General features: G+C 44.3%; 22 protein-coding genes and 1 pseudogene. 11 read left to right on the top strand and 12 right to left on the bottom strand.

The annotated features are described in order from the left end of the window. Nucleotides 1-108 precede the first annotated feature (108 nt). Nucleotides 109-1,173, bottom strand: coding sequence for a carbamoyl-phosphate synthase (glutamine-hydrolyzing) small subunit (locus COT43_01090; GenBank protein ID PIS30705.1), 1,065 nt, complete (start codon nucleotides 1,171-1,173; stop codon nucleotides 109-111). Between the two features lie 438 nt (nucleotides 1,174-1,611). Here COT43_01090 and COT43_01095 point away from each other — a divergent pair, with 438 nt between their 5' ends. From COT43_01095 to glmS, 8 genes and pseudogenes are all read left to right on the top strand, one after another. Further along, entirely contained in the window at nucleotides 1,612-2,406 is a 795-nt protein-coding gene (locus COT43_01095; GenBank protein ID PIS30706.1) for a hypothetical protein, read from the top strand. Between the two features lie 51 nt (nucleotides 2,407-2,457). Then, complete coding sequence (locus COT43_01100) at nucleotides 2,458-3,912, top strand: hypothetical protein (GenBank protein ID PIS30707.1); 1,455 nt, start codon at nucleotides 2,458-2,460, stop codon at nucleotides 3,910-3,912. Between the two features lie 54 nt (nucleotides 3,913-3,966). Beyond that, nucleotides 3,967-4,959 (top strand): hypothetical protein, encoded by a 993-nt coding sequence (locus COT43_01105; protein ID PIS30708.1) that lies wholly within the window; start codon nucleotides 3,967-3,969, stop codon nucleotides 4,957-4,959. 316 nt (nucleotides 4,960-5,275) lie between these two features. Then, entirely contained in the window at nucleotides 5,276-6,709 is a 1,434-nt protein-coding gene (locus COT43_01110; protein PIS30709.1) for a hypothetical protein, read from the top strand. Between the two features lie 133 nt (nucleotides 6,710-6,842). Continuing rightward, entirely contained in the window at nucleotides 6,843-7,523 is a 681-nt protein-coding gene (locus tag COT43_01115) for an RNA pseudouridine synthase (protein PIS30753.1), read from the top strand. 5 nt (nucleotides 7,524-7,528) lie between these two features. After that, nucleotides 7,529-8,197, top strand: a pseudogene (locus tag COT43_01120) (N-(5'-phosphoribosyl)anthranilate isomerase). A gap of 9 nt (nucleotides 8,198-8,206) precedes the next feature. Continuing rightward, nucleotides 8,207-8,500, top strand: coding sequence for a DNA mismatch repair protein MutS (locus COT43_01125; protein ID PIS30754.1), 294 nt, complete (start codon nucleotides 8,207-8,209; stop codon nucleotides 8,498-8,500). A gap of 64 nt (nucleotides 8,501-8,564) precedes the next feature. Then, nucleotides 8,565-10,364 carry a glutamine--fructose-6-phosphate transaminase (isomerizing) gene (glmS, locus tag COT43_01130; GenBank protein ID PIS30710.1) on the top strand — a complete coding sequence of 600 codons (1,800 nt, stop codon included), beginning with the start codon at nucleotides 8,565-8,567 and terminating at the stop codon, nucleotides 10,362-10,364. 11 nt (nucleotides 10,365-10,375) lie between these two features. On the opposite strand, the gene COT43_01135 is transcribed toward glmS, so the two are convergent. Both COT43_01135 and COT43_01140 read right to left on the bottom strand, forming a co-directional pair. Next, nucleotides 10,376-11,590: a hypothetical protein gene (locus COT43_01135; protein ID PIS30711.1), complete on the bottom strand. Its 1,215-nt coding sequence runs from the start codon at nucleotides 11,588-11,590 to the stop codon at nucleotides 10,376-10,378. Nucleotides 11,591-11,597: 7 nt separating this feature from the next. Next, nucleotides 11,598-12,224 (bottom strand): peptidase M15, encoded by a 627-nt coding sequence (locus COT43_01140; protein ID PIS30712.1) that lies wholly within the window; start codon nucleotides 12,222-12,224, stop codon nucleotides 11,598-11,600. Nucleotides 12,225-12,451: 227 nt separating this feature from the next. Here COT43_01140 and COT43_01145 point away from each other — a divergent pair, with 227 nt between their 5' ends. The 3 genes from COT43_01145 to COT43_01155 all read left to right on the top strand — a co-directional run bounded on the left by COT43_01145 (nucleotide 12,452) and on the right by COT43_01155 (nucleotide 13,819). Next, nucleotides 12,452-12,994 (top strand): hypothetical protein, encoded by a 543-nt coding sequence (locus COT43_01145; GenBank protein PIS30713.1) that lies wholly within the window; start codon nucleotides 12,452-12,454, stop codon nucleotides 12,992-12,994. A gap of 67 nt (nucleotides 12,995-13,061) precedes the next feature. Continuing rightward, the gene (locus COT43_01150; GenBank protein PIS30714.1) at nucleotides 13,062-13,475 is read left to right on the top strand and encodes a hypothetical protein; all 414 of its coding nucleotides are present in this window, start codon (nucleotides 13,062-13,064) and stop codon (nucleotides 13,473-13,475) included. Nucleotides 13,476-13,501: 26 nt separating this feature from the next. After that, nucleotides 13,502-13,819, top strand: a complete 318-nt coding sequence (locus COT43_01155; protein ID PIS30715.1) for a DUF3467 domain-containing protein — start codon at nucleotides 13,502-13,504, stop codon at nucleotides 13,817-13,819. Between the two features lie 170 nt (nucleotides 13,820-13,989). On the opposite strand, the gene COT43_01160 is transcribed toward COT43_01155, so the two are convergent. From COT43_01160 to COT43_01200, 9 genes are all read right to left on the bottom strand, one after another. Then, complete coding sequence (locus tag COT43_01160; protein PIS30716.1) at nucleotides 13,990-15,990, bottom strand: hypothetical protein; 2,001 nt, start codon at nucleotides 15,988-15,990, stop codon at nucleotides 13,990-13,992. A gap of 69 nt (nucleotides 15,991-16,059) precedes the next feature. Further along, on the bottom strand, nucleotides 16,060-16,791 hold the full coding sequence (locus COT43_01165) for a hypothetical protein (GenBank protein ID PIS30717.1): 732 nt from the start codon (nucleotides 16,789-16,791) through the stop codon (nucleotides 16,060-16,062). An 84-nt stretch (nucleotides 16,792-16,875) separates the two neighbouring features. Further along, complete coding sequence (locus COT43_01170) at nucleotides 16,876-17,547, bottom strand: hypothetical protein (protein ID PIS30718.1); 672 nt, start codon at nucleotides 17,545-17,547, stop codon at nucleotides 16,876-16,878. Nucleotides 17,548-17,558: 11 nt separating this feature from the next. Then, nucleotides 17,559-17,966, bottom strand: a complete 408-nt coding sequence (locus tag COT43_01175; GenBank protein ID PIS30719.1) for a biopolymer transporter ExbD — start codon at nucleotides 17,964-17,966, stop codon at nucleotides 17,559-17,561. 11 nt (nucleotides 17,967-17,977) lie between these two features. After that, nucleotides 17,978-18,373 carry a biopolymer transporter ExbD gene (locus COT43_01180; protein ID PIS30720.1) on the bottom strand — a complete coding sequence of 132 codons (396 nt, stop codon included), beginning with the start codon at nucleotides 18,371-18,373 and terminating at the stop codon, nucleotides 17,978-17,980. A gap of 12 nt (nucleotides 18,374-18,385) precedes the next feature. Then, complete coding sequence (locus tag COT43_01185; protein ID PIS30721.1) at nucleotides 18,386-19,009, bottom strand: flagellar motor protein MotA; 624 nt, start codon at nucleotides 19,007-19,009, stop codon at nucleotides 18,386-18,388. Nucleotides 19,010-19,133: 124 nt separating this feature from the next. Further along, entirely contained in the window at nucleotides 19,134-20,735 is a 1,602-nt protein-coding gene (locus COT43_01190) for a S41 family peptidase (protein ID PIS30722.1), read from the bottom strand. A 144-nt stretch (nucleotides 20,736-20,879) separates the two neighbouring features. Next, nucleotides 20,880-21,329, bottom strand: coding sequence for a hypothetical protein (locus COT43_01195; protein PIS30723.1), 450 nt, complete (start codon nucleotides 21,327-21,329; stop codon nucleotides 20,880-20,882). 23 nt (nucleotides 21,330-21,352) lie between these two features. Further along, nucleotides 21,353-22,690, bottom strand: a complete 1,338-nt coding sequence (locus COT43_01200) for a DUF5009 domain-containing protein (protein PIS30724.1) — start codon at nucleotides 22,688-22,690, stop codon at nucleotides 21,353-21,355. Nucleotides 22,691-22,707: the final 17 nt, after the last annotated feature.

Raw genomic sequence — 22,707 nt, forward strand, 5'->3', positions numbered from 1 at the left:
ATTCTCATTTGCTGACTTTGTAAAAACCCTTTTTGTCGCTTTGTGTTTTTTCACGGGCGAAAATCATATATTTCTAATCATTCGCGTTTATTCGTGTCCATTCGGGGTTCACTTAATTAATTCCAAAAAGCGATCGAACAAAAATCGTGTATCGACAGGACCGGGAGAACCTTCCGGGTGAAACTGTACGCTCAGGTATTTACCGGAACGATGGATGATTCCTTCATTTGTTTGGTCGTTCAAGTTGCTGAACCAAGCCTGCCAATCGCGTGGAAGAGTCTCTTTTTCTACAGCGTAGCCGTGATTTTGCGACGTAATATAACAACGACCCGAAAGATGATCGATAACCGGCTGGTTTTGTCCGCGGTGACCATATTTCAGTTTGAACGTTTTTGCGCCGGCGGCGAGCGCCATGATCTGATGTCCCAGACAAATGCCGAATGTCGGAATGTTATGGTCGAATGCGAATTTCGCCGAGCGGATTGTTTCGGCGTACATAGTGGGATCGCCGGGACCGTTTGAAATTAAAATCGCGTCGAAATCGTACGCTGAAATGTCGGTATTCCACGGAAGCGCCAGTATCTCGAATCCATGATTAATCAGGTTAGAGAAAATGCTCCGCTTGGCGCCGCAGTCGATTAAAGCGATTCGCTTGTTCCCTTTGCCCAGAATTTCGGATTCCTTCCGGCTGACCTCCGAGACTAGATTGTGCTGATTTGGATCGTAAAATTCTATATCGTCGTTGATAAAGATCTTGCCAAGCATCGTGCCTTTATTCCGAAGAATCTGCGTTAGCGTGCGCGTGTCGATTCCGGTGATCGCCGGGACTTTTTGTGCGATAAGCCAATCTGAGAGACTTTGCTTGGAATGCCAGTGGCTGAACGATTCTGAATAATCAGCGACGACGAGACCGCGCACCTGAATTTGATTGCTTTCAAAATCGGGATTCGGGAAATCCGGATATGCTGAAATCGGGGCGCCGTAATTACCCGCGAGCGGATAGGTCAGTGTAAGAATTTCACCAAAATACGACGGATCAGTAAGGGCTTCCGGGTAACCGGTCATACCGGTATTGAAGACGACTTCGCCGGCGGACGACGCAGGAAAGCCAAAAGAAAATCCGTGAAAAACGCTTCCATCTTCGAGAATTAGACGAGCCGGTTGATAAGACATCAGTAAATCTGCTCCCGCTTTAGTTTTCGGCGGGGTTTAAGAACTGTTTTCAACATCCTGAGCCATAATATAAATCCAGGATGCAAATTTTTTGAGCATTTTTTTGGCATTTATGGCAATTATTTCATGGATTTGTTTTTTCTAAAGATGTCGGTAAATCCAACGCAAATAAGATTCTTTTGAAAAAGGGTAAAAGGCGTGAAAAAGACATTTCAAATCAAGTGGTGATAATTTTTGCACATCGCCTACCGTCATCATCATCCATACTATCGCGACTTTTCAACCGGTTTTCCGATCTGCCGTAACGTGGACAAATTTAAAGCGGGTTGTTTGATTTTCGAACCAGCCCCTGAGAAGAAAAATGTTCAATTCTGTGAGATTGATAACATCTTCTCGTCAAAATGTTGCTAAATTATAGTAGTCTTAAACGGAGGAGTTATGAATAAATTGTTAAAAATGCCCTTTTTAGTTGCACTGATTTTTGCGACCACCCTTTTTGCTCAAGTCCCTGATCTCATTCTCCAGAAAGAAATTACGTTGGAATATAACGTTTATCTTGACAGCATGGAAACTGAGTTTCTAAAGTTATTGCCGGGAGTCGACGACGCTCAAACCATGAAAGCCCACATGGGACTGGCCATTATCCAGGCCGCTCGTACCTATGTTAATGGCGACACTCTGGTCAATGATCTTGAATATTTAATGGAAAAAATGAGTGACAATATTATCTTGGGAGTTAATCAAACCATCACAGATATTTTTCCGGTGTTCGATGCCGGTAATCCGAATGCATTTGTACTGAACCTGACTGAATTCTTCGAATCTGGTACTTATCCGGCCTATCGTGATTCAATCGATGAATGGTTGACTAACAATAGCATGCTGGCAGATGAAATGGGTGAGGCTATCGACTACTTTGGAGAAAAAACCAGCCCGCTGATGGAAGCCTTTGGAGATCACTGGAGCACCGTCTATGATAGCACTGCTGACTTTGAATTTAAAGTCCAGATAGTGGGCTCCAAATATGAAGACACCTTGTTTGTTTTTTCCCGAACGTTTTTCGATCGGCAAAAAATGATCGCTACACTCGGCGAGACCATGGCCAAGACCCTTGACAGCGGATTTACCCAGATTCTTGATTCGCTGAATAATAACAGCACCGCCATTGATCCGGGAGTCACAGTCGTTCAGGAAGGACTCGATTCATTAAGCGCTTTGATCGACAGCATTTAGGTATTACTCTGGAATCAACCGTTTGCTCCATTTGAATTCGAACTGGCGTGGATGGATTCGCTCCAAAAAGGCATTGCCGAAATCGACGCCCTTTTGGGCGGTAAAACCTATCCAATCGGACCTGAGGCGGAAAATAAAGTCATTCGGCCCAGAGGCATCATCGAGAGCTTGGCACACCATGACGGACCGATGGGTGTCTACAAGGATTACTATCGCGGCGGAGAGCAATCGACTTACACCTTTTATAATACTTTCCCGAACGGCTTGACTGCCGACATGTATGCCATGATCGCTTCCGATATTATTCTGAATGCCAATGACACAAGAGAACAATTTGAGACCAAGCTACATGCCTATCAAACGGCGCTGGCGCTTAAAGAATCTTCGCCACTTACCCCCCTGACACCCGACGAACATTTTGGTCTGGCGCTGACCCTGCTATACGATTTATTGAACGATGAAGAATATTTCGGTAACATCAAGTCGGTCATGAAAATGATCTCCGACGGACGGATCGACAGCCTGCTCGCCACCTATGAATGGAGCGATTTCGACGTGCAGGATCAGATTGACGTTATCCGCTATCATGTCGATCAGTATATCGGAAGTCCTGATATAACGAATTATGTGGTTTTGGTCAAAACTTATGATGATGGTCTGGATTCCTATGTTCTGGGTAAAGACAGTGAATTTTCAATTAATTATCTGACCGTCTCTCAGGTCTACCTCGCAACTGAGGCGATTGAACAGGCGTGTAAAGCCATGTCAATGATGGCCGATGCATTGACAAGTTTATACAACGAACTCGACCAGATGTTTATTCTGGATCTCGATCCTGAGTATTTGGATTTCTCTAATGTACAAGGCCCAATGGATATGATCAATATATTGGAACAATCCAATCCGGATTTTATGACTGTCACTCCTTATGGTATTGGAAAATTTCATGAAATAGGTGACTGGTTGGAAGACACGTTCGAGAATTTCGGAATATTCTTTGATAATCTGAATGATCTGTTCGTCGCCATGGAACCCTATCAGGATGACTTTGATATGAATGCCGAAAATATGCAATTTATGTCCGCAATGTCGGCTGACATGGCGTGGAGTCTGTATGAAGATTTTGCAACTCCGGATTCTACGGTAATGATCGATGGTGAGCGGGTCAATATATCGGCTTGGTTCGACAATCCGCCGACCAGTTTCCTAACAATGATGAAGAATTTCTTCATGGGCACCGACAGTACGTTGGGAGGCATGTTCCCAGACCGCTTTAAGGTCGGCATAGCCAAGAGAGACCAGATTTTACCGACTGAGTTCAAACTCTACCCGATATATCCGAACCCGTTCAATCCGATGACGAATATCGAATTCGATCTGCCGCAGGAATCCGTCGTGAAATTATCCATTGTTGATTTGCAAGGCCGTACGGTCGAACAACTCGTAAACAACCGGATGGCGGCTGGCCGGATCACTTATAGAATTCTTTGCAAAACCTCTTCATAAGGACCTCAGATTTTGGTAAATTTGGGTTGTTTAAAAAAGGGAGTTGAACGTCAAATGTACCAGTTGAGTCTTGGAGATTATCAAGCCAGTCAAAATCGGATTGTTACGAAAGCGGAAATGAAATTAACAGAGATAGATAAGATCGTAAAATGGGATCGTCTTGTTGAATTAATTTCAGTAATTGATAAGACTGATAAACACATCGGAGGCCGGCCGCGAAAAGAGACTTTGATGATGGCGAAAATTCTGTTTGTGCAATATTTGTATAATCTGTCTGATCCAGAGTTAGAAGACCAGTTAAATGACCGACTCTCGTTTCAGCGATTTGCAGGAATAGGACTTGATATGAAGGTTCCGGACTACAGCACGATATGGAGATTTAAAGAGGCTTTGACAGAGCACAAACTGTTAAGCAGAATATTTGACTTAATATTAGACGATTTGAAGTTGAGGGGGTTGATATTAAAGAAAGGGACCATAGTGGATGCGACGATCATACAGTCCTACAATCGCCCATTGAGTGAGAAAAAAAGAGAGGAACTACAAAAGAATCCAACCCAAACTTCAGGGATCGACATGGATGCCAGATCGACGAAAAAGAACGGGAAATATCATTATGGATATAAGGGACATATTGGAACGGATGTGAAAAGCAAGTTGATCCGGCGGGCGTCTTTGACATCAGCCAATGTTCACGACAGTCAGGAAATGGGAGATTTAATCAGCGGTGACGAGCAATCTGTATTTGGAGATAAGGCATATTTCAGTGACAAGGGTAAACGTGACTTTCGAAGAAAAGGGATTTATTATGGAATCCTGAACAAAGGAAAACGAGGACATAAATTGTCGGAGAAACAGATCAGACAGAATAAACGACACTCGTCGATCCGGTCGCAGGTTGAGCATCCATTCGCATATATGAAACGCATCCTGAATTACGAATGTGCGAGGGCTCGGAATCTGGCGAGGAATGAGTTGAGGTTCATGATGAATTGCATCGTCTATAATCTATTACGAGGCAGTTATTTGATTAAAATGGCGGCTTAGTTGGACAGGTACGTCCCGAAGGTGAAATCCTTCAGAAAGCAGGTAAAAATGATAGAAATTGACAAGGGAAAATGCTAAAAACTGTATCGACTGGACAGTATCTGGGATCATTCGGGCTAGAAATGACCACCGAAATTTTAAAATTGTGAAAATATTGACCATGAAGTAAAAGGGACGGTTTTTCAAAGTACTCTTATACATGGAACGCTTCTCGTTATCCCTCCGGAATATATTTTGCCACGGTGGAAATTAATGGTCATCAGACTATCCGGAAGATGACACTGCTTAAATAGGAACGGGATTGCACTTAATCCGCATGTTTTATGTGGGGGAAAGCCGAAAACTTTTCCCCACTTTTTTTACGGTTCTATTAATCAGCGCGCCAGTTTTCGCCGGCCAATGGTACGAGTCGATTTACAGCCTGATGGGCTTTCCGCAAATTAATCAGAGTGTGTCTTCCGAGTCATACTATCATGAAAAATACATTTCCTTTTCGACTGGTTACGATGACGTATATCGCAAAAAAATCTATGGCAAAACAACCCTGACGCTGGCTGAGCAAAGTAATAGGGTGCAATTCGGATTGCCCTGGCAAATAGGAAAGACCCGTCATCTTTTCACGGGTGAATTAGCCGAAGATTTCTTGTATTTCAATAATCTTAATGACGAGACCAGCCTTATCAGCCGGTGCCGGATCGCGAATACCAGAATAGACGCCCGCTGGATTATTTCACGAGGATCCAGTATCTTCAGCCTGGGTACCGAGTACAGTCAGAGCAACATGCCCTTCACGATAAACATAAAATCCTTTCCCGAGTCCGAAGACTCCCAAACCAATAAGTATTTCTTTGACTTGCTCGAACCGACTTTCGGAAGGGAATTGGGCAGTACTCTGAGTCTGAAAAATACCGGTTTTTCCTTTTGGGCTTCGACCAGGTTGAATAGGCGCTGGCGTATCGGCGTTTCGATGCATTATGCGGGTTTCGATTCTGACTGGCGGATTAACTATATCAATTCAGGTCAAAATGGGAAACGGCGGATAGATATTCCTATGAACGGATTCGATAAGGTTTATCGCTTTTCTTTACTCCCAAATCAATCTTTGCTAAAAGATATATCAATTACATTTTTCAGGGATAATATCGATTATTTTATCGATAATAACCGTCCTAATATTACTGATCTGAAAACTCTCGGCCAGGGAGATATTGGTCGCTCCGGTTCTGCTATCAATATTAATATCGAAAAACAGAAATGGAAAATATCCGGCGGTCTGTCGATTGCTAATTACGATCTCGATTCATTTTTGCGTACACCAGTCCTTGGATATTATTTATTTTTTCCGATTTCCCATTCGGCTGAATTTAATTTTTCACACGGACGGTCCTTCAGCCAGCAGATTGGTTTCGATAACAACTTCGACTTCCGGAATATCAATATCCGAGCTGGTTCAGTTTATACCCACGCTCTTTACGATTTCTGGATTAAAGGAACAGCCGACCTGATGCTTGGCCTTGAATCTACCCCACTCGATTACCCGTTCAAATACAGTCTACATTTGCTGGATTTACACGCGGAAATGGAATGGCGTAAAGGTCCGTTTGGATTGACCTATAATTTCCAACAATTAATCCCAATCGGCCGGCGCCTGGACGACAGTCCGATCCGGTTTACCAAGAAAACTCCGGGAGTGGAATATACAAATCATGGCGGACAACAGCATCAGATCAATCTCGGATATTATTTTTAACCGCCTGATTTTTTATGCACAATTGCCTACCGTCATTATCATCCGTCCTATTGCGACTTTTCAACCGGTTTCTGGCTCTGCCGTAGCGCGGAATGATTTGGCATTTCCGCCGAATTGCCGGAAATTAGCCATTATGAAAAATCAACCGAATCCATCGTTAAAAATCATCTATGAGGACAATCATTTGCTGGTTGTCGACAAACCGGCGGGAACTCTGATGCAGGGCGATCAAACCGGTGATATTACACTTTTGGAGATTGCCAGAAGTTACATCAAAGAGAAATATCAAAAACCCGGCGATGTTTTCCTCGGGCTCGTCCATCGCATCGACAGACCGGCGTCCGGAGTGGTCGTTTTTGCCAGAACTTCCAAAGCCGCCGCGCGCCTGACTGTGCAATTTCAGACGAAGCAAGTGACGAAAATTTACCGCGTTCTCGTCGAAGGAAAAATTCCCGACTCCGGAACATGGAAGGACGACATTCTGCGTGACAACGTGACGAGCAGAATTGTGAAAAGCGGCAAGGGGCAACCTGCGGAGTTGCATTTTCGGCGACTGAATTACGAAAACGGCTACTCACTCGCCGAGGTTGAAATTGTCACCGGGCGACATCATCAGATTCGCGTTCAGTTCGCGCATCGCGGATTTCCGGTATTCGGCGATCTTCGTTACGGTTCAAAAACCAAATTCAATGACGGTACCGCCATCGCGCTTCATTCCTATTTGTTGTCGTTCAATCATCCGACGAAAAACGAGCGAATGACGTTTGTCAGCGAGCCGGACGCCTCGTGGGGACTTTACATCAATTTGAGATGAGCGACATGTCGTTCCCGAAAAACAGCGTCCAGATTGCCGGGATTAAAAGCCTTTCTGAAGCAAAAATGCTGATGGATTGCGACGTCGATTTTCTCGGATTTCCGCTGAAATTAGCCGTTCATCGGGAAGATATTCCGTCCGAAAAAGTCGCCGAAATTATTCAAAATCTGAAAATCGCCGATCAGTCTATTTTGATTACGTACTTAGATCGCGCCGAAGGGATTCTCGATCTGGCAGATTTTCTCGGCTTGTCGATTGTCCAGATTCACGGAATGATTACGATACCGGAACTCGTCAAGATAAAACAACAGCGTCCGCGACTTCGCCTCATTAAAAGCCTGATCGTCAAAACGGGTTTGACCGAATTATCCATCGATGTCGAACGTTTCTCGTCGCTGGTCGATGCGTTTATTCTTGATTCGTACGATCCGAAAACCGGCGCCAGCGGCGCGACCGGCAGAACTCATGATTGGAACATCAGCCGGAAGTTGGTTGAATTTTCGCCCGAACCGGTGATTCTCGCCGGCGGACTGAATTCCGGAAACGTCCGGAAAGCCATTCTGGATGTTAGACCGGCGGCGGTCGATGCGCACACAGGCGTCGAAGATTCAAACGGCGATAAAGTGCGGCAACTGGTGGAAAAATTCGTTTCGGAGGCGCGAGATGCTTTTCGACTGGTAAATTTGAAAGAGGAAAACGCCAATTCCATCGAAATTCCGATCGACGGAACGCTAGACCTACATACTTTCCAGCCGCGCGAAGTGAAAGAATTGTTGGCTGATTATCTTTCCGAATGTCGTCGGCGCGGCATTTTTCAGGTTCGGATCATTCACGGCAAAGGAACCGGCGCTCTTAGGGAAACTGTTCATCATTTTTTAGAGAAAATGCCATCGGAAGTCGATTCTTACCGACTTTCGGATGAAACAGGCGGCGGTTGGGGTGCAACGGTCGTCACTTTAAAGGAAATAGATTTGTAAAAATAATAAATTTTCGGACAAATCGGCTGTCCGTTTTTGCACTCTTTTATAGGAGCAAACTGATATGTGTGGAATCATCGCTTACATTGGCAATCGTCCGGCATTGACGATTCTTTTAGATGGGTTGAAAAAGTTGGAGTATCGCGGTTACGACAGTTCGGGCTTTTCTGTCATTACCGGAACTGATATGGTGACGGTCAAGCGCCAAGGCAGAATTTTGGAACTGGAAAAAGCCGTTGATTCCAGCGTCACTGATAGTCGGATCGGAATTGCTCATACGCGCTGGGCGACTCACGGCGAGCCGAATGAAGTCAACGCGCATCCGCATCTTTCCTGCGACCGGTCGATTGCCATTGTTCATAACGGCATTATCGAGAATTATTCGGTTTTAAAAGAGGTGCTGATGCGGGAAGGGCACAAATTCGCATCGGAAACTGATTCGGAAGTAATTGTGCATCTGATTGAGAAATTCTATCGTGGAAATCTGGAATCTGCCGTTGCGGCGGCTCTGGAAAATGTCGAAGGAACCTATGGCCTTGCTGTTCTTCACCGTTTGGAAAATAAAATTGTCGTTGCCCGGAAAGGCTCGCCAATGGTCATCGGTTTAGGTCAGGACGAGACGATTGTGGCGTCGGACGCCGTTGCGATTGTCGAACATACTAAAAAGGTGGTCTATTTGAACGACAACGAAATCGCCACCGTCACAGAAGCGGAATGTGTCATTCGAAAATTGGACGGAAGCACGATCACGCCCGAAGTTCAGGAAATCCGATGGACGGCCGGTCAGATTGAGAAAAGAGGCTTCAAGCACTTCATGCTCAAGGAAATCTACGAGCAACCGGAAGCTATTCTGAACACGCTTCGAGGTCGGATCAAGGATGGCCAGATCAAACTTTCTTTATCAGTCGATTTCGGAAGAGTTAAACGAATTCTTCTCACTGCCTGCGGAACTAGCTGGCATTCGGCTCTTATTGGGAAATTTTACTTTGAAAAATATTCGGGCATTCCAGCGGAAGTTGATTATGCTTCCGAATTTCGCTATCGGCAAGGCATTATTGATGAGAATGTTCTCGTCGTCGTTATCTCGCAATCGGGAGAAACAGCGGACACGTTAGCGGCTCTCCGCAAGGCCAAATCCGCTGGCGCACAGGTCATCGGAATTGTGAATGCTGTCGGCTCGACGATCGCCCGCGAAGTGACTTCCGGAATTTATCTTCATGCCGGACCTGAAATCGGCGTCGCCAGCACAAAGGCGTTTGTTTGTCAGACGATGGCACTGTTGCTGTTAAGTCTCCGGTTTCGGCAGGAAAAAAGTCTGCCAGTCTCGGATGCGCTCATCAAAAATTTGACTCAAATTCCGGCGCAGGTTAGGGAAATTCTCAACAGTGCATCACAAATTGCGAAAATTGCTTCGGATTACTTGCAAAAGACAAATGCACTTTATCTCGGACGGGGCATCAATTTTCCCGTTGCACTTGAAGGAGCGTTAAAGTTAAAGGAGATTTCCTACATTCACGCCGAAGGATATCCCGCGGCAGAAATGAAACACGGGCCGATTGCGCTGATCGACGAAAATATGCCGGTTATATTTTTAGCGACAAATGGTCAAGTTTTCGATAAAGTCCTGTCGAATATGCAGGAAGTCAAGGCTCGTCACGGTATAATTCTGACTGTCACAGATTGTGAGAATAAACTGATCAGCGCTTTGTCAAACCATATTTTTTATGTTCCGAAGACAGATGAGGATTTATCGCCTTTGCTCAATGCTATACCGTTACAACTGCTGGCATACGAAATTGCCGATCAAAAAGGTTTGAATGTCGATAAGCCGCGCAATTTGGCAAAATCGGTCACGGTTGAATAATCCGGAAACCGCTAATATTTTACAATACTCGCCGCAACAATATTTGCCACCAGTGACCGGAGCCGAATGGCGCTGCTGTTTGGTATATGAACGGCGTTCGTCAGCAAAATGACGATCGTTTCGGTTTTGGGATCGACGCAGATCGATGTGCCGGTAAAGCCGGTGTGACCGAATGTTCCTTCGGGAAACAGATCGCCGAGATTCGAGTTGTATGCAGAGTTCACATCCCATCCGAGTCCGCGTCCAGCGAAGGCGAGATCTGAATAAACCGATGTCATTGCTTGAACGGTCAGCGGCGAAAAAATACGCGTTCCGCCGTAGGTTCCGCCATTTAATAGCATTTGGCAGAAGATTGCCAGATCGTCGATGGTTGAAAAGAGTCCGGCATTTCCGGATTTTCCGTCCATGAGTTGAGCGAGCGGATCATGAACGAATCCTCTCAACGGTTTTCCATTGATGACTTCCGTCGGCGCGATGCGTGGCTGGAATTTTTCCGGCGGGCAGAACAGGGTGCTTTTCATGCCAAGTGGCGTAAAAATGCGTTCCTGCGAAAATTCATCAATCGTTTTACCAGAAATTCTGTGAACAATCTCAGCAAGCGTGATGAATCCGAGACAACTGTAATCAAAGACCTTTCCGGGCGGATTCTGTTTCTTGATTGTCGCGATAGTTTGAACAAGCTGGTCGGGGCATGGCGAGCCAAATTTTTCTTTCAATGCGTTTGCATTAGTATAAGGCGGTAAACCGGAGGTATGCGTCAATAAATGGTAAACCCGGATGGGTTCGTCTTTCTTTCCGACGGAATCGATAAAGTCGGTATATTCAGGAATGTACAGTTTCACCGGGTCTGCGAGACGTATTTTCCCTTCCTCAACAAGAAGCATAACGGAGGAAGCTGTTGCAACCGGTTTTGTGCAGGAAGCCATGTCAAATATTTTATCTTCGGTCATTTTTTCAACGGTTGGTGTCAGTTGGGCGTTGCCGTATGCTTTTCGATATGCGATGTAACCTTTTCGTGCGATGAGCAACGTGGCGCCGGGGATTTTTCCATCCGATATATGTTGTTGAATCACTGCATCGACGCGCTGGAGTTTTTCAAGATCGAATCCGGCGTTCTGTGCTTGACCGCTTAAGAGATGATCGCCTGCAACTAATATCTGTCCGAAAATGAGTGTCAGGCTAAATAGTCCGATTAGCAATTTTTTGATTGCCTGCTTTTGATTCATGATGACCTCATTTTGAAATTTGATCGATGGGAATATCTAAATTGGGTTTGTTTTCATAACCTTGATAGTCGAAGTGCCACCATTCGCTTGACAAACCGGTGAACCCATGCGCTTCCATTGCGTCTTCCAGAATTTGTCGGTGCTTTAGCGCTGACTCAGGAAGATTTTGGTAACTTCGACTGGCTTTTTCGGTGAAATCGTCAAATGGTGTCGGCATATCGATAGAATCTCCATCGATAGTAATTAGCGTTACATCTACCGCATAACCTCTGTTGTGGCGGGAACCGGTTTTCGGATCGGCAACGAAGTTGGGATTCGGAAAAATTTCCCACATGCGCCGCTGAACAGAAAGCGGACGATATCCGTCATAGACTTTCAGTTTGTAGCCATTTGTTTTTAAATCTGCCTGAACTTCATTCAGTGCAATTGCGGCCTCCCGAACTAAAAAACAGCGATTTGACGGATAAAGAACCTGTCTGACAAAATTATTTGTCGTTGCGTAACGAATGTCTAATTCAATATCGGGGATGATCGTCTTAAGTTCTACAAGTTCGGTTTGAGCGTTGGTCAAACAGGCAAGAAGCAGAATGATCAGTCCAGTTGGAATGACAATGATCGATCGGAAACGTTTCATCATTTACTCCTTTTGAAAATTTCTACGGTATCAAGATTACATCGTTATCTTAATTGAATCGGAAGAATGAAACAAATGAAAAACTCAGTGGTAAAAGTGAGGCGCGTTTCCGATGGGCTTGAGAAACCATTTGTTTTTTTCAAGTAATCTGTTATCTTCGGACAAGAATTTAGATTGAAATCACGATCGCTTCAGGACGAACGAAAAGAAATATTTGGACAATTGAGATGAGCATTACAAAAAAAACAGCGAAGCGGATAATCCGTCAATCTTCTCTTTACGAGTTGAAAGGTGAAAAACTAAAACGCGACAGGAAGTACCTGCTCCTTTGTTTGCCGTTTGCCCCAGATGAATTTCAAATCGCACAGCGGATGCTTTTCTCGTTTATCATCAATAATGCATTTTTCATTAAAGTCTGCGTTTATCAATCCTTTTTTCCCGTCCTGAAGAATATCGACCTTTCTCTGTTTTTTCCGATCCTCAACTCGGATTTGGATGAATCCCGCCTGCCATTTGGCCACCTGGCTCAGGATGTTTTTCAATATGAATATTCGGCGGCGGTGGATTTATCATCCGATCCGAATCCGACCAACGCGTATCTGGTTTACAACTGCGGAGCGGCGATGCGAATCGGATTTCATTCCTCCGCCACAGCCTCGATCTTCAATCTGTTGATCAAAAAAAATAAAGATATAATTGAGCCCAGCTATCAGCGCATCAAGTCACTTTTAGACGACCAGATTCGGATTCTTTCCGGAGAAACGAAATGAAAAAATATACCTTGACGGATAGGATATCGAGGATTATATTAATCGCCACTTTTGAAGAGGAGTTAGTATGGAAGATTTAGTTTGTCCCGAATGTAACCATCCACTTAAAGAAGAGGATTTGAAAAAATCGCTCATCTGCCCGCATTGCAAGACCAATCTTCGCGATCCAAAATACCTCGATTTTCTCGAACTCCTAGTGTTCCATGACATTGTAGAAGACATCGATTTTTTCGATATGAGCTTGTATGGCGAGGAAATGCTTAAAAGCGAGCGAGAAGACTACGATGAACCTGACATCGATCCATCTAAGTTCGAGAAGCGGAAAGAAGTCTGGGATGAATTTGAAGACGACACTGAACTCAATGAGAGCCTCTCCGAAGAAGCCGAAGCGGAGGATCCGTGGAAACTCTTTGGCAACGATAATCTTCCCAATGAGGATGAGTGGGATGAAGAAAATTCCGGTGAAGGTTCTAAATACTAATTATTGAAACAGTTAGGATAATTATCATGGAACAGAAAAAAGCGCCTCAGCAATTAAACATCGAAATCCCCGAATCTAAAGCCGAAGGGAATTACAGCAATTTTACCGTGATTTCGCATTCGCCGGCGGAATTCGTTCTGGATTTTGCCCGCTTGATGCCCGGAGCCCCCAAAGCGATCGTTCAGAGCCGAATCATCATGACGCCTATTCACGCTAAGACATTGCTATTTACGCTTCAGGAAAATATTTCCAAATTCGAATCGAAATTCGGCGAGATTATTTTACCGGATAAGGAATCACAGCCCAGTTTCCCACCGGTTTCTTCCAATTCGCTTCCCAATTGAAAATCAGGTTGATCCGGTTGAATAGGTAGATTGGGCTTGTCCGCCACCGGCGGATTGATTAGGTTGATTAGGTTGATTAGGTTAATTAAGTAGATTAAACCTGTCAGCGCTTGGTTGATTGGTTATACAATGCCACGCTGACTTGATGCCTAAATACCTTTTGACGCCGTCTATCGCAAATATCTGCGGAAATACTCATAAATCTTTTGATATAAATCGATAGTAGTCTCATCAGCCTCGAGATGCAGATTTTTCCACGGATAAAAAATAAAATCGACGCGTTTCCGCGCATCCGTCATTTTTTCCGCAAGAGTCACCGTTGGTAAAAGCGCTTCAATACTGCTTTCGGCACCTTGAATAAATAATAAATGTCCGGTAAGATTCGGATAAGAATCCAGTCTTTTTAATGCTTTTTCGGTATCGACATGATCGAAAAGAAATGGTAAAATATCTGGCTCACAGGTTGGCATTTCTTCCTGCCATTCGGGGAGCGCTGTGATGGCAACGCCCGCTTTAAACAATTCAGGTGCAGTGAACATCGCAACGGTTGCATCGTATCCGCCAAAGTGCGTTCCAATAATACCGGCACGATTGACGTCGGCAAAATCATATTTACTGATCTCTTTTAAAACTATTTTCATGTCGGAAATTGAATGCCCGATCGAATCGGCGTCTATTACGCGAACAGTCATCTCGACGACGATAAATTTTTGGTCGCAAAGCCATTGATTTACTAAACCGTTAATGCTCCAAGCGTCGTGGATTTTTTGGGATCGAGTCTCTTCGAAAATATTCAAGATAACCGGATATTTGGATGAAACGAGGTTTTTTTCAGGTAACCACAAATGATAATAGATTAACCTCCCGGTTTGCGGATTGCGAACGGATTTAGTCAGCGGCAATTTCAACTGATAATCTTCCATCTCTGGCGAAATTGATTGGGTAATTCTGACCATCTTACTTTTCGGCGTAGCGTTCGACCAGAATAATTCCGGAACCTGTTGAGAACTCGAAAAAACCTCAGCGATTTTTTCTCCTGAATTGGAAGTAATGAATGAATGGACACCATTTCGGAACGTTAATTTTTCGGACTTGTCAGTTGCGGGATCGACGCTGAAGATATGTATTTCGGTCGCGACTTCACCCGAAGTGTAAAATATCTTTTGTTTTTGGTTTTCAGCCGAATAATCGATTATATCGAATTGACCGCGTGTCAAAGCCGAGACGATACGGGATTCAACTTTGACAGTGTACAAATGATCGTATCCGTTTGCTGAAGAACCAAACAACAAGCTTTGTCCGCCATCGATCCAGAAAATTTTTCCGCCAAACGCTCCCACTCGTTTTGGGTTGGTTTCCCGATATAAAGTATCAACAACAGATTGCCGGACATCGAAACGTAAAAGATATCGCTCGCTCAGGTCTGTGGCGATTTCATCAATGGCAATGGATTGGTTGTCAAGCGCCCATTGAAAATCACGAACGATCGTTTGTGGATGGATAGGAAAACGAATATCGGCGTTTCGCAATTGACTCGTTTTTATTTGGCGAATGACTAAACAGGGCGCTTGTTTATTTTTAGCTTCGATAAATGCAATCGAATTTTCATCGGATGACCATTGAAAACGAGGAGTCTCGGCAAACAATGGATGGCTTGCAAGCGTATTGTCAACCGACAAAGCGTAGGCGAGTTGTATGATTTTTCCCGAGGAAATTTCCTGTATCCAGATATCGGAGTCTTTTTCATAAACGATATATTTACCGGTGGGTGAAAAAGAGGGGTGTGATGCAGATGGAATCCAAATTGCCGGTTTATCGTCCCTTCGGATGCCACATTGATAAATGTCGCTCTGAAATTCAAAAATGATTGATTTTCCGTCCGGCGACCATACAAGGTTCCGGATAATATTTGTAGGTGAAAGTGAAAGATTCTTCCCAAAAGAAGTGATCCGTTGAATACCGGTTGACTCGATGTCTTTGATATAGATATCCCGAAATTGTTCACCTTTTTCGTTCCAAAGAAATGCCAACTTTGCATCGTTCGGAGACCATTTTACAGAGATTGGAACCGTTCCGTAACTCAGCGGACGCTGAAAAATAAAAGGCAAATCAATCAGTTCAGCCGCCTGAACTGAAAAAACCACCGCGAAAAACAGAAATAGTTTCTTCATATAATCCCTCGAAATGAAATCAAGGTTAAAATCGATTGGAGATTGACGATTGTCGTTGCCAACATTTGCTCATACTTGTTTTTCCAGTAGAAAAATTTTATTTGCGTGGAAGAATCGCAAAACCCACCATGAATCGACGATTTTCATGCCGGATTCGCTCACCTCGTTTTCCCAGTCTTTGGTAGTTGCCATTGTCATTTTTCTCGGACGCGAAGAGAGTTTTTGATTCAGTCGGTGAAGTGAAGATTCCAGATAGACGGAAATAACCACCCAACGTTTGGTCACGCGATATAGTTCTGAGAGGGTAGAAAGCCGCTCGGCGCTAGTTTTGAAATGCTGAAGTAGGCGAAAGTTAAAAACGACGTCGAATTCGTTTTTTCTAAAAGGCGTTGCATTGACATCCGAGACGACGACGCGCGTCGAACCGCGATGCAGTTTTTGCTGATATTCCAGTGCATAGAGATTCAGATCGCCATTTGTCACGGAAAAGTCGTTTTTTAGAAAAAGTTCCGTAAAACGACCATATCCAGTTGGAATGTCCAGAAGCGTCTGGTTTGCAGATCTGAGATGATTTAATATCCGGTTGACGATTCGTTTTTCCCGCCAGCTGACCCATCGTTGGTCGAGATTTTTGTACCGGTTTATGGAGTATTTTTCCACCGATTCGACGCTTTTCCACGTGATCGAATATCGCTTGGGTTTGTCTGTTTGGTTAATTTTGCTCAAAATATTTTTCTCGTTTTCCTTTTTCCGACGAACGATTTTACGGTCTTCTCGAATAAATGTCAACCCATTTTCCATTGGAGGGAAAAGACTTGGCGTTAAAACAAAGAAGAGGCGATTGATTGAATCGTCTCTCTTTGTGCAATTTTTGGATTGTGAAACTTAATTCGTCTTGATCTTGAAAATAATCGGAATGGAAATATAGACGCCAATATTCTGATCTCTTTGTTGCGCCGGTTTGAACTTCGTTTTCTTAATCGCGGCGCAGGCGGCTTCGTCGAGTCCCGTGTTCGGAACGCCTTTGAGAACTACGGTTTCCACTACAATTCCAAATTCATTGATGAATGCCTGAACAATTACGGTGCCTTCAATTCCAGCTTCTTGAGCGATTTCCGGATAAATGACGTTCGCTTGAATCGCGGCAAATCCACCGAGCGGTTCCGGAGCTTTTTCGTAAGGAATGAACCGAATTCGTGGCCCGGAGGATTCCTCGTGTTGTTCCGGTGGCGGAGGCGGGGCTTCCCATGCCTGATAATCGCTCAGGTCGGTCGTTTCATCGATCGTAATATCTTCGGAAAAGTCTTCTCTTTCTGATTCGATTGGGATTGCCGGACGCGTCGGAGCGGCGGCTTGATCGATTTTCTGTTCAATGATCGGTACATCGGTGGTTTCCATGACGAATTCCAATTTTTTAATAGCAACCGCCGATTCCTGAAATCTCGGGAAAGCAACAAGTGTTACGATCGTCAATAACAGAGCGCCGACCATTCCAACTCTGAGGATAAAATTGTATCGTAGTTTTAAACTTTTTTCCGGATTGACTCTAACAATCATTTTAACTCTCCTTAAATTGCTCTATCGGCTGAGTAATTGACTTTTAAAGCATCCGCTAATCTTAGCTCCTTATGCACTTTGTGGATCCTTTCCATCGTGACTTGAGCGTCGGATCGAATCGCAACCGTTAATTGAGGATCGGCTGTACGTTTTTCGTAAAAGATTGTCCGAATAGAATTGATTTCTATCAATTTTCCATCTACGGATAATAAGCCTTCTTTAGAGATCCAGAGAGTGGAAACGTGTGTATCAGAACCGAGTTTTTCGATCTGTCTGGCAACAGGCAGAACGATGTTTAATCCTTCGTAATCTCTCATCGTTGTAGCCGACATGAAAAAGAAGAGAAGCATGAAGACGATATCCGGCAACGATGTTTGAGGAATAGTCATCTTAGCTTTTGTTTTTCTAATTAATTTCATCGAACATATTCCTATTCTGCGATTGAAATCCTTCGGGCGTCTGCCATTTTCAACTGATCCAGAACTTTGATATAGACACTGTACTTGGTTAATGGATGAGATTTGACGGAGATGATCATTTTCGGATTTAAGGAAGTCAACGCTTTAACTGAATTTTTGATATCAGAAATCTCAATCTCTCTATTGTTCAAGAGAACTTTTCCACGAGGATCGATGACCAAATTCGTAATATTCTTCTTGGCAACTTCTATAGTGCCGCCTTCCGGCGGTAAAATGATGCCAAGTCCTTTCTCTGTATCCATCGTCGATGTAGCCATAAAGAAGAGAAGAAGAAGAAATGCAATGTCTGCCTGAGAGACGGTCGGTATATCGGCATCGGGGATTTTTTTCTTTTTGATGAGGGCCATAGTGGACGATTCTTATTGTTTTGTGTTTGTATCGAGAGTTGTTTTCAGTGTTTCGAGAAAAGTAATTGAACTTTCTTCCATTTCGACGCTAATAGCATCGATACGCGACATAAAAATGTTGTAAAAGATCTGCATCGGCATGGCAACGATTAGACCGAAAATGGTGGTCAACAGGGCTTCGGCAATACCGTCGGCGACGATGGCGGGAGAAATATCGTTGGCTTTGGCGATGGAGTCGAAGGCTCCGATCATTCCGGATACCGTTCCGACGAATCCGAACATTGGGGCAAGGGAAATGACCGTCGATAACCAGATCATTCCTTTTTCCAGAAATGCCAGTTCGACCGCACCTGTCGCTTCAAGGGCTTTTTCGACTTCGGAAATGCCTTTGTCGGCTTTTTCGAGTCCAGCGGCGAAAATTTCGGCGATAGGTCCGGATGTTTCTACGCAGACTTTTTTCGCGGCATCAACGCCATTTTCTCTTAGCGTGCTGGTTAATTTAGGGATGAATTTCTTTGTGATAATTGAGGATTTTGTCAGTGTATAAAATCTCTCAAAAGCGATCATAAAACCCCAAATTGCAAGAAGCAAAATAGGCCACATGAAATATCCGCCACGTATAAATAGTGCAACCATGAGTTTAAATCCTCCATTTCATTGTTTCAAATTCCAAATAAATGCTTGGTATTTTAAGCCAAATTTTGATAAAAGTCAATAATCAATTCGGCAAATATTAACGGTATTTTAGGTGTGCAATTTATCATTTCAAAGTCATTTTCTCGGCTTCTTTAAAATATTGTTTGGCCGCTATGACCTGATTGTCTTTCAATCTGATTGTCTTGTAATACTCGTCATAGCTCCAATAACTTTTAGATATTTCTGCTTTTAACATCATTTTAATATACTCGGCGTCCTTGTCGAGATTTGTCAGACTGACGTCAATCTTTTTATCCTTCACGGCTTGTTTGAAAGAATCCCATGTCTTCGCGCTAATTTCATATTTTTCAATGAACCAATCTTTTTGGTTTTCGGCTTGATACTGCGGATTTCTCTTGGCAAAATCTGCGCTGAATTCGAACAGTATCCGGGATGGGTGTCTGAGCAACTTGTAAGTATCACCGGTGAGATTTTGCATAAATTTCACATGGTAGTCTGGCGTAATCCCGCCGCCGCCGTAAACCGTTCTGCCGATCAGTGTTTTAAATTCCGGTCGCTGTTTGACCGTATCTTCTACCGCGAGAATAGAATCCCGGTTTTCTTCGCCGAACGTCTCGTAATAATCGGCAATATTGCCGACGTAAGGACGTTGGATAAGTCTTCCGCTCGGTGTATAGTACCGAGCGACAGTGACTCGAATTGCTCCGCCGTCGCGAAGCGGGAATTGACGTTGCACGAGTCCTTTGCCGAAGCTGGTTTCGCCGACAACGATTCCGCGGTCAAGGTCCTGAACTGCGCCGGCTACGATTTCGCTGGCGCTTGCCGAACCTCGGTTGATTAATACGACCAGCGGAAACATGCCGTGATTTTCATCGCGTCCCGAATAGAACTCTTCGTTAGAGTTTTTTATTCTGCCTTTTGTATAGACAATCATTTGCCTTCCGGGGATGAATTTGTCGGCGATTTTCACCGCCTGATCCAGAAACCCGCCGCTGTTGCTCCGCAGATCGAAGATCAACTGTTTCATTCCCATTCTTTCGAGTTTGGTGAGCGCTTTTTCGACTTCGTCTTCGGTCGTTTCGCTGAATCGGTTCAGAAAAATGTATCCGGTGGTTTCATCCAGCATAAAAGAAGCCGAAACGCTATAAAGCGGAATTTCATCCCGAATGATAACGACGTCGAAATCTTCCGTTCCTTCGCGGCGAACGGTAACGGTGACTTTAGATCCTTTGGGTCCGCGCAATTTTTTTACGACGTCGTCGCGCTTGATTTTATAAGCGGACTCGCCGTCGATTTTCACGAACTTATCACCGATCGTTATACCGGCTTTTTCCGCCGGTGCGCCCGCGATGGGCGAAATAACCGTGATAAAGCCGTCGAGTACGTCAAATTCAATGCCGACGCCTTCAAATTTTCCTGAAAAATCTTCCTGCACTTTGGACATTTGTTTCTGATCGATAAAGACCGAATGCGGATCAAGACTCTCTAACAATCCGGTATATGCGCCGTCCATCGCTTTGTCCCAATCGGGATTTTCGACATAGTTTTCGTTCACGATGCCAATGATATCGTTTAGTATTTTTATTTTCAAATAAAGGTCACTGCCGGTGGCGCAAATAACTTTTCCCAGCGGCGAGACCACTAAAAATAGAGTCAGAACAACCAGTATGATGACCGGAACTGTAAATTTTTCACGTATTTTCAATTTTTCTTCCTTCTTTAAAAAAACAATCAGATTTTAACATGCAATTGACAGAAAAACAAGTGCAACGCCGATAATTGGCATCCACCGAATTCCCAAAATGAAATCTATCGGCTTCCGGTTAAAAAACTGCCAATGGAAAAAGTTTCAGAATATTGAAGAAACAATGCTGCAGACCTTTTCCAAAAACGCGCGATCTTCAGTTGTGAACGCAGACGGAGCATGCGAGTCGATGTCCAATTCCGCGACGAATCGGCCGTTTTTGAAAACCGGAATGACGATTTCGCTCCGAACGTTGATACTGCAAGACAGGTAATTTTCCTCTTTGGCGACATCCTGAACGACGACTGTTTCCAGTTCATCCGCCGCGCGCCCACAGATTCCTTTCCCGAATGGAATCCGAACGTGTTCGGTTGGCGCGCCAACGAACGGACCCAGAACCAATTCCTGTTTTTCATCGTTGGCCATATAAAAACCGACCCAGTTGTAATAGGAAACCGTACGGTTCAAAGTTAAACAAACCGCCGAAAGTTTTTCATCTTGCTTCATCGGTGAAGCGACGATATTTATAAATTCCTGTAGTTCTGGGAATGGCATAAATGATCGATCTTCTGTGCGAATTAAATTTTGATAAAAATCTTCCGCCGATAAAGAATCCAGACGAAAATGAACCAGATCAGAACATAACTTAGCGCCCAAAGAAGCGACGCGTTGTACGGACTCGCCCACGATTCGAAATAGTGCTGATATAGAAAAGTCTTCAGCGCCATTGGCGTTCCGTCGGCTGACGGAACCTTCCACCAAAAAACAAGCGCACGCGCCGTCAGGCTTGATAATGCATAGACTGCGATGGCGTTCGATCCGAAAATTACGAATGGTTTCGACCATTTATGATAGCCCTTGATATCGATCGCCCAGTAGCACATTGCCAGAAAAAGAAGCGCCATTCCTCCCATGAAAACCGTGTAAGACGGCGACCAGAGATTTTTATTGATCGGGAACCAGATTCCCATGACTTCTCCGACGACTAATCCAATGACTCCAAATACGAACAGCATGACAACTTTTTCAAGGTCGTTTTTTTTTGTTTTGAGCCAGTGAGCCGTCAGCACGCCGAACAGAACCGTCGAAATCGCCGGAATCGTACTGAGAATTCCTTCAGGATCAAAGCCAGCCGCGGGAGCGCCGCTCCACGTATGACCTTTTAGTAAAATACTGTCAACGTACCATGCCAAATTTCCCATTTTATTTCCAGTCGGGTCGTCTATCAAAGCCAGCATTCCCGCGCCGTAACCCGGAACGGGGATCAATTTCATCGCCAACCAGTAAATGACCAAAAAGGCAACGGCAAGAATCGCTTGCCACTTGATATTCGTGTTGAGAACGATAATCGAGGCAATGGCATAAGTGACGGCGATTCGTTGTAAAACGCCAGGAATTCGCAAAGTGGACAATTTCACATCCATAATACCGGTAAAAGCCAGTAAAATAACGATGAAAGTCAGCGCAATTTTGATATACTTTAAATATTGCTCTTTTACTTCGGTGGAGATGGAAAGTCTGGGGACGATATACAATCCCAGAAGTCCGATAATTAGCAACCCGCCTAAGACTTTGAGTTCAGGAGTTGGGATTCCGCGAAACGCGCTTAAATACAAACCGATGCCGAATAGCCACGCGGTTCGTTTAGCAATTTTCAAATAGATCGATTTTCGAGGCGCACCGACTTCCAAGCGATTGGAGAAGGCATAGACAATTGCGACGCCGACGATAAACAGAAAAAATGGGAAGATAAAATCGGTCGGCGTCCAGCCGTGCCAATGCGCGTGACCTAATGGAGGGTAAATCTTGCCCCAGTTTCCGGGATTGTTTACCAGGATCATCCCAGCAATGGTAATTCCTCTGAAAGCGTCGAGAGAGATTAGTCTTTTCGGTTTTTCTGTCAATAATTCATCCATAAACGACTCCGATTGAT

It is taken from the genome of Candidatus Marinimicrobia bacterium CG08_land_8_20_14_0_20_45_22, assembly GCA_002774355.1.
Taxonomy (GTDB): Bacteria; Fidelibacterota; UBA2242; order UBA2242; family UBA2242; genus 0-14-0-20-45-22.

What these genes read in the sequence shown, in the direction of transcription:
- COT43_01200 (PIS30724.1), bottom strand. Translation starts at nt 22,690, where the DNA reads ATGGATGAATTATTGACAGAAAAACCGAAAAGACTAATCTCTCTCGAC.
- COT43_01140 (PIS30712.1), bottom strand. Translation starts at nt 12,224, where the DNA reads ATGAAACGTTTCCGATCGATCATTGTCATTCCAACTGGACTGATCATT.
- glmS (PIS30710.1), top strand. Translation starts at nt 8,565, where the DNA reads ATGTGTGGAATCATCGCTTACATTGGCAATCGTCCGGCATTGACGATT.
- COT43_01185 (PIS30721.1), bottom strand. Translation starts at nt 19,009, where the DNA reads ATGGTTGCACTATTTATACGTGGCGGATATTTCATGTGGCCTATTTTG.
- COT43_01115 (PIS30753.1), top strand. Translation starts at nt 6,843, where the DNA reads ATGAAAAATCAACCGAATCCATCGTTAAAAATCATCTATGAGGACAAT.
- COT43_01160 (PIS30716.1), bottom strand. Translation starts at nt 15,990, where the DNA reads ATGAAGAAACTATTTCTGTTTTTCGCGGTGGTTTTTTCAGTTCAGGCG.
- COT43_01175 (PIS30719.1), bottom strand. Translation starts at nt 17,966, where the DNA reads ATGAAATTAATTAGAAAAACAAAAGCTAAGATGACTATTCCTCAAACA.
- COT43_01145 (PIS30713.1), top strand. Translation starts at nt 12,452, where the DNA reads ATGAGCATTACAAAAAAAACAGCGAAGCGGATAATCCGTCAATCTTCT.
- COT43_01105 (PIS30708.1), top strand. Translation starts at nt 3,967, where the DNA reads ATGTACCAGTTGAGTCTTGGAGATTATCAAGCCAGTCAAAATCGGATT.
- COT43_01110 (PIS30709.1), top strand. Translation starts at nt 5,276, where the DNA reads ATGTTTTATGTGGGGGAAAGCCGAAAACTTTTCCCCACTTTTTTTACG.
- COT43_01135 (PIS30711.1), bottom strand. Translation starts at nt 11,590, where the DNA reads ATGAATCAAAAGCAGGCAATCAAAAAATTGCTAATCGGACTATTTAGC.
- COT43_01100 (PIS30707.1), top strand. Translation starts at nt 2,458, where the DNA reads ATGGATTCGCTCCAAAAAGGCATTGCCGAAATCGACGCCCTTTTGGGC.
- COT43_01195 (PIS30723.1), bottom strand. Translation starts at nt 21,329, where the DNA reads ATGCCATTCCCAGAACTACAGGAATTTATAAATATCGTCGCTTCACCG.
- COT43_01155 (PIS30715.1), top strand. Translation starts at nt 13,502, where the DNA reads ATGGAACAGAAAAAAGCGCCTCAGCAATTAAACATCGAAATCCCCGAA.
- COT43_01180 (PIS30720.1), bottom strand. Translation starts at nt 18,373, where the DNA reads ATGGCCCTCATCAAAAAGAAAAAAATCCCCGATGCCGATATACCGACC.
- COT43_01170 (PIS30718.1), bottom strand. Translation starts at nt 17,547, where the DNA reads ATGATTGTTAGAGTCAATCCGGAAAAAAGTTTAAAACTACGATACAAT.
- COT43_01165 (PIS30717.1), bottom strand. Translation starts at nt 16,791, where the DNA reads ATGGAAAATGGGTTGACATTTATTCGAGAAGACCGTAAAATCGTTCGT.
- COT43_01150 (PIS30714.1), top strand. Translation starts at nt 13,062, where the DNA reads ATGGAAGATTTAGTTTGTCCCGAATGTAACCATCCACTTAAAGAAGAG.
- COT43_01095 (PIS30706.1), top strand. Translation starts at nt 1,612, where the DNA reads ATGAATAAATTGTTAAAAATGCCCTTTTTAGTTGCACTGATTTTTGCG.
- COT43_01090 (PIS30705.1), bottom strand. Translation starts at nt 1,173, where the DNA reads ATGTCTTATCAACCGGCTCGTCTAATTCTCGAAGATGGAAGCGTTTTT.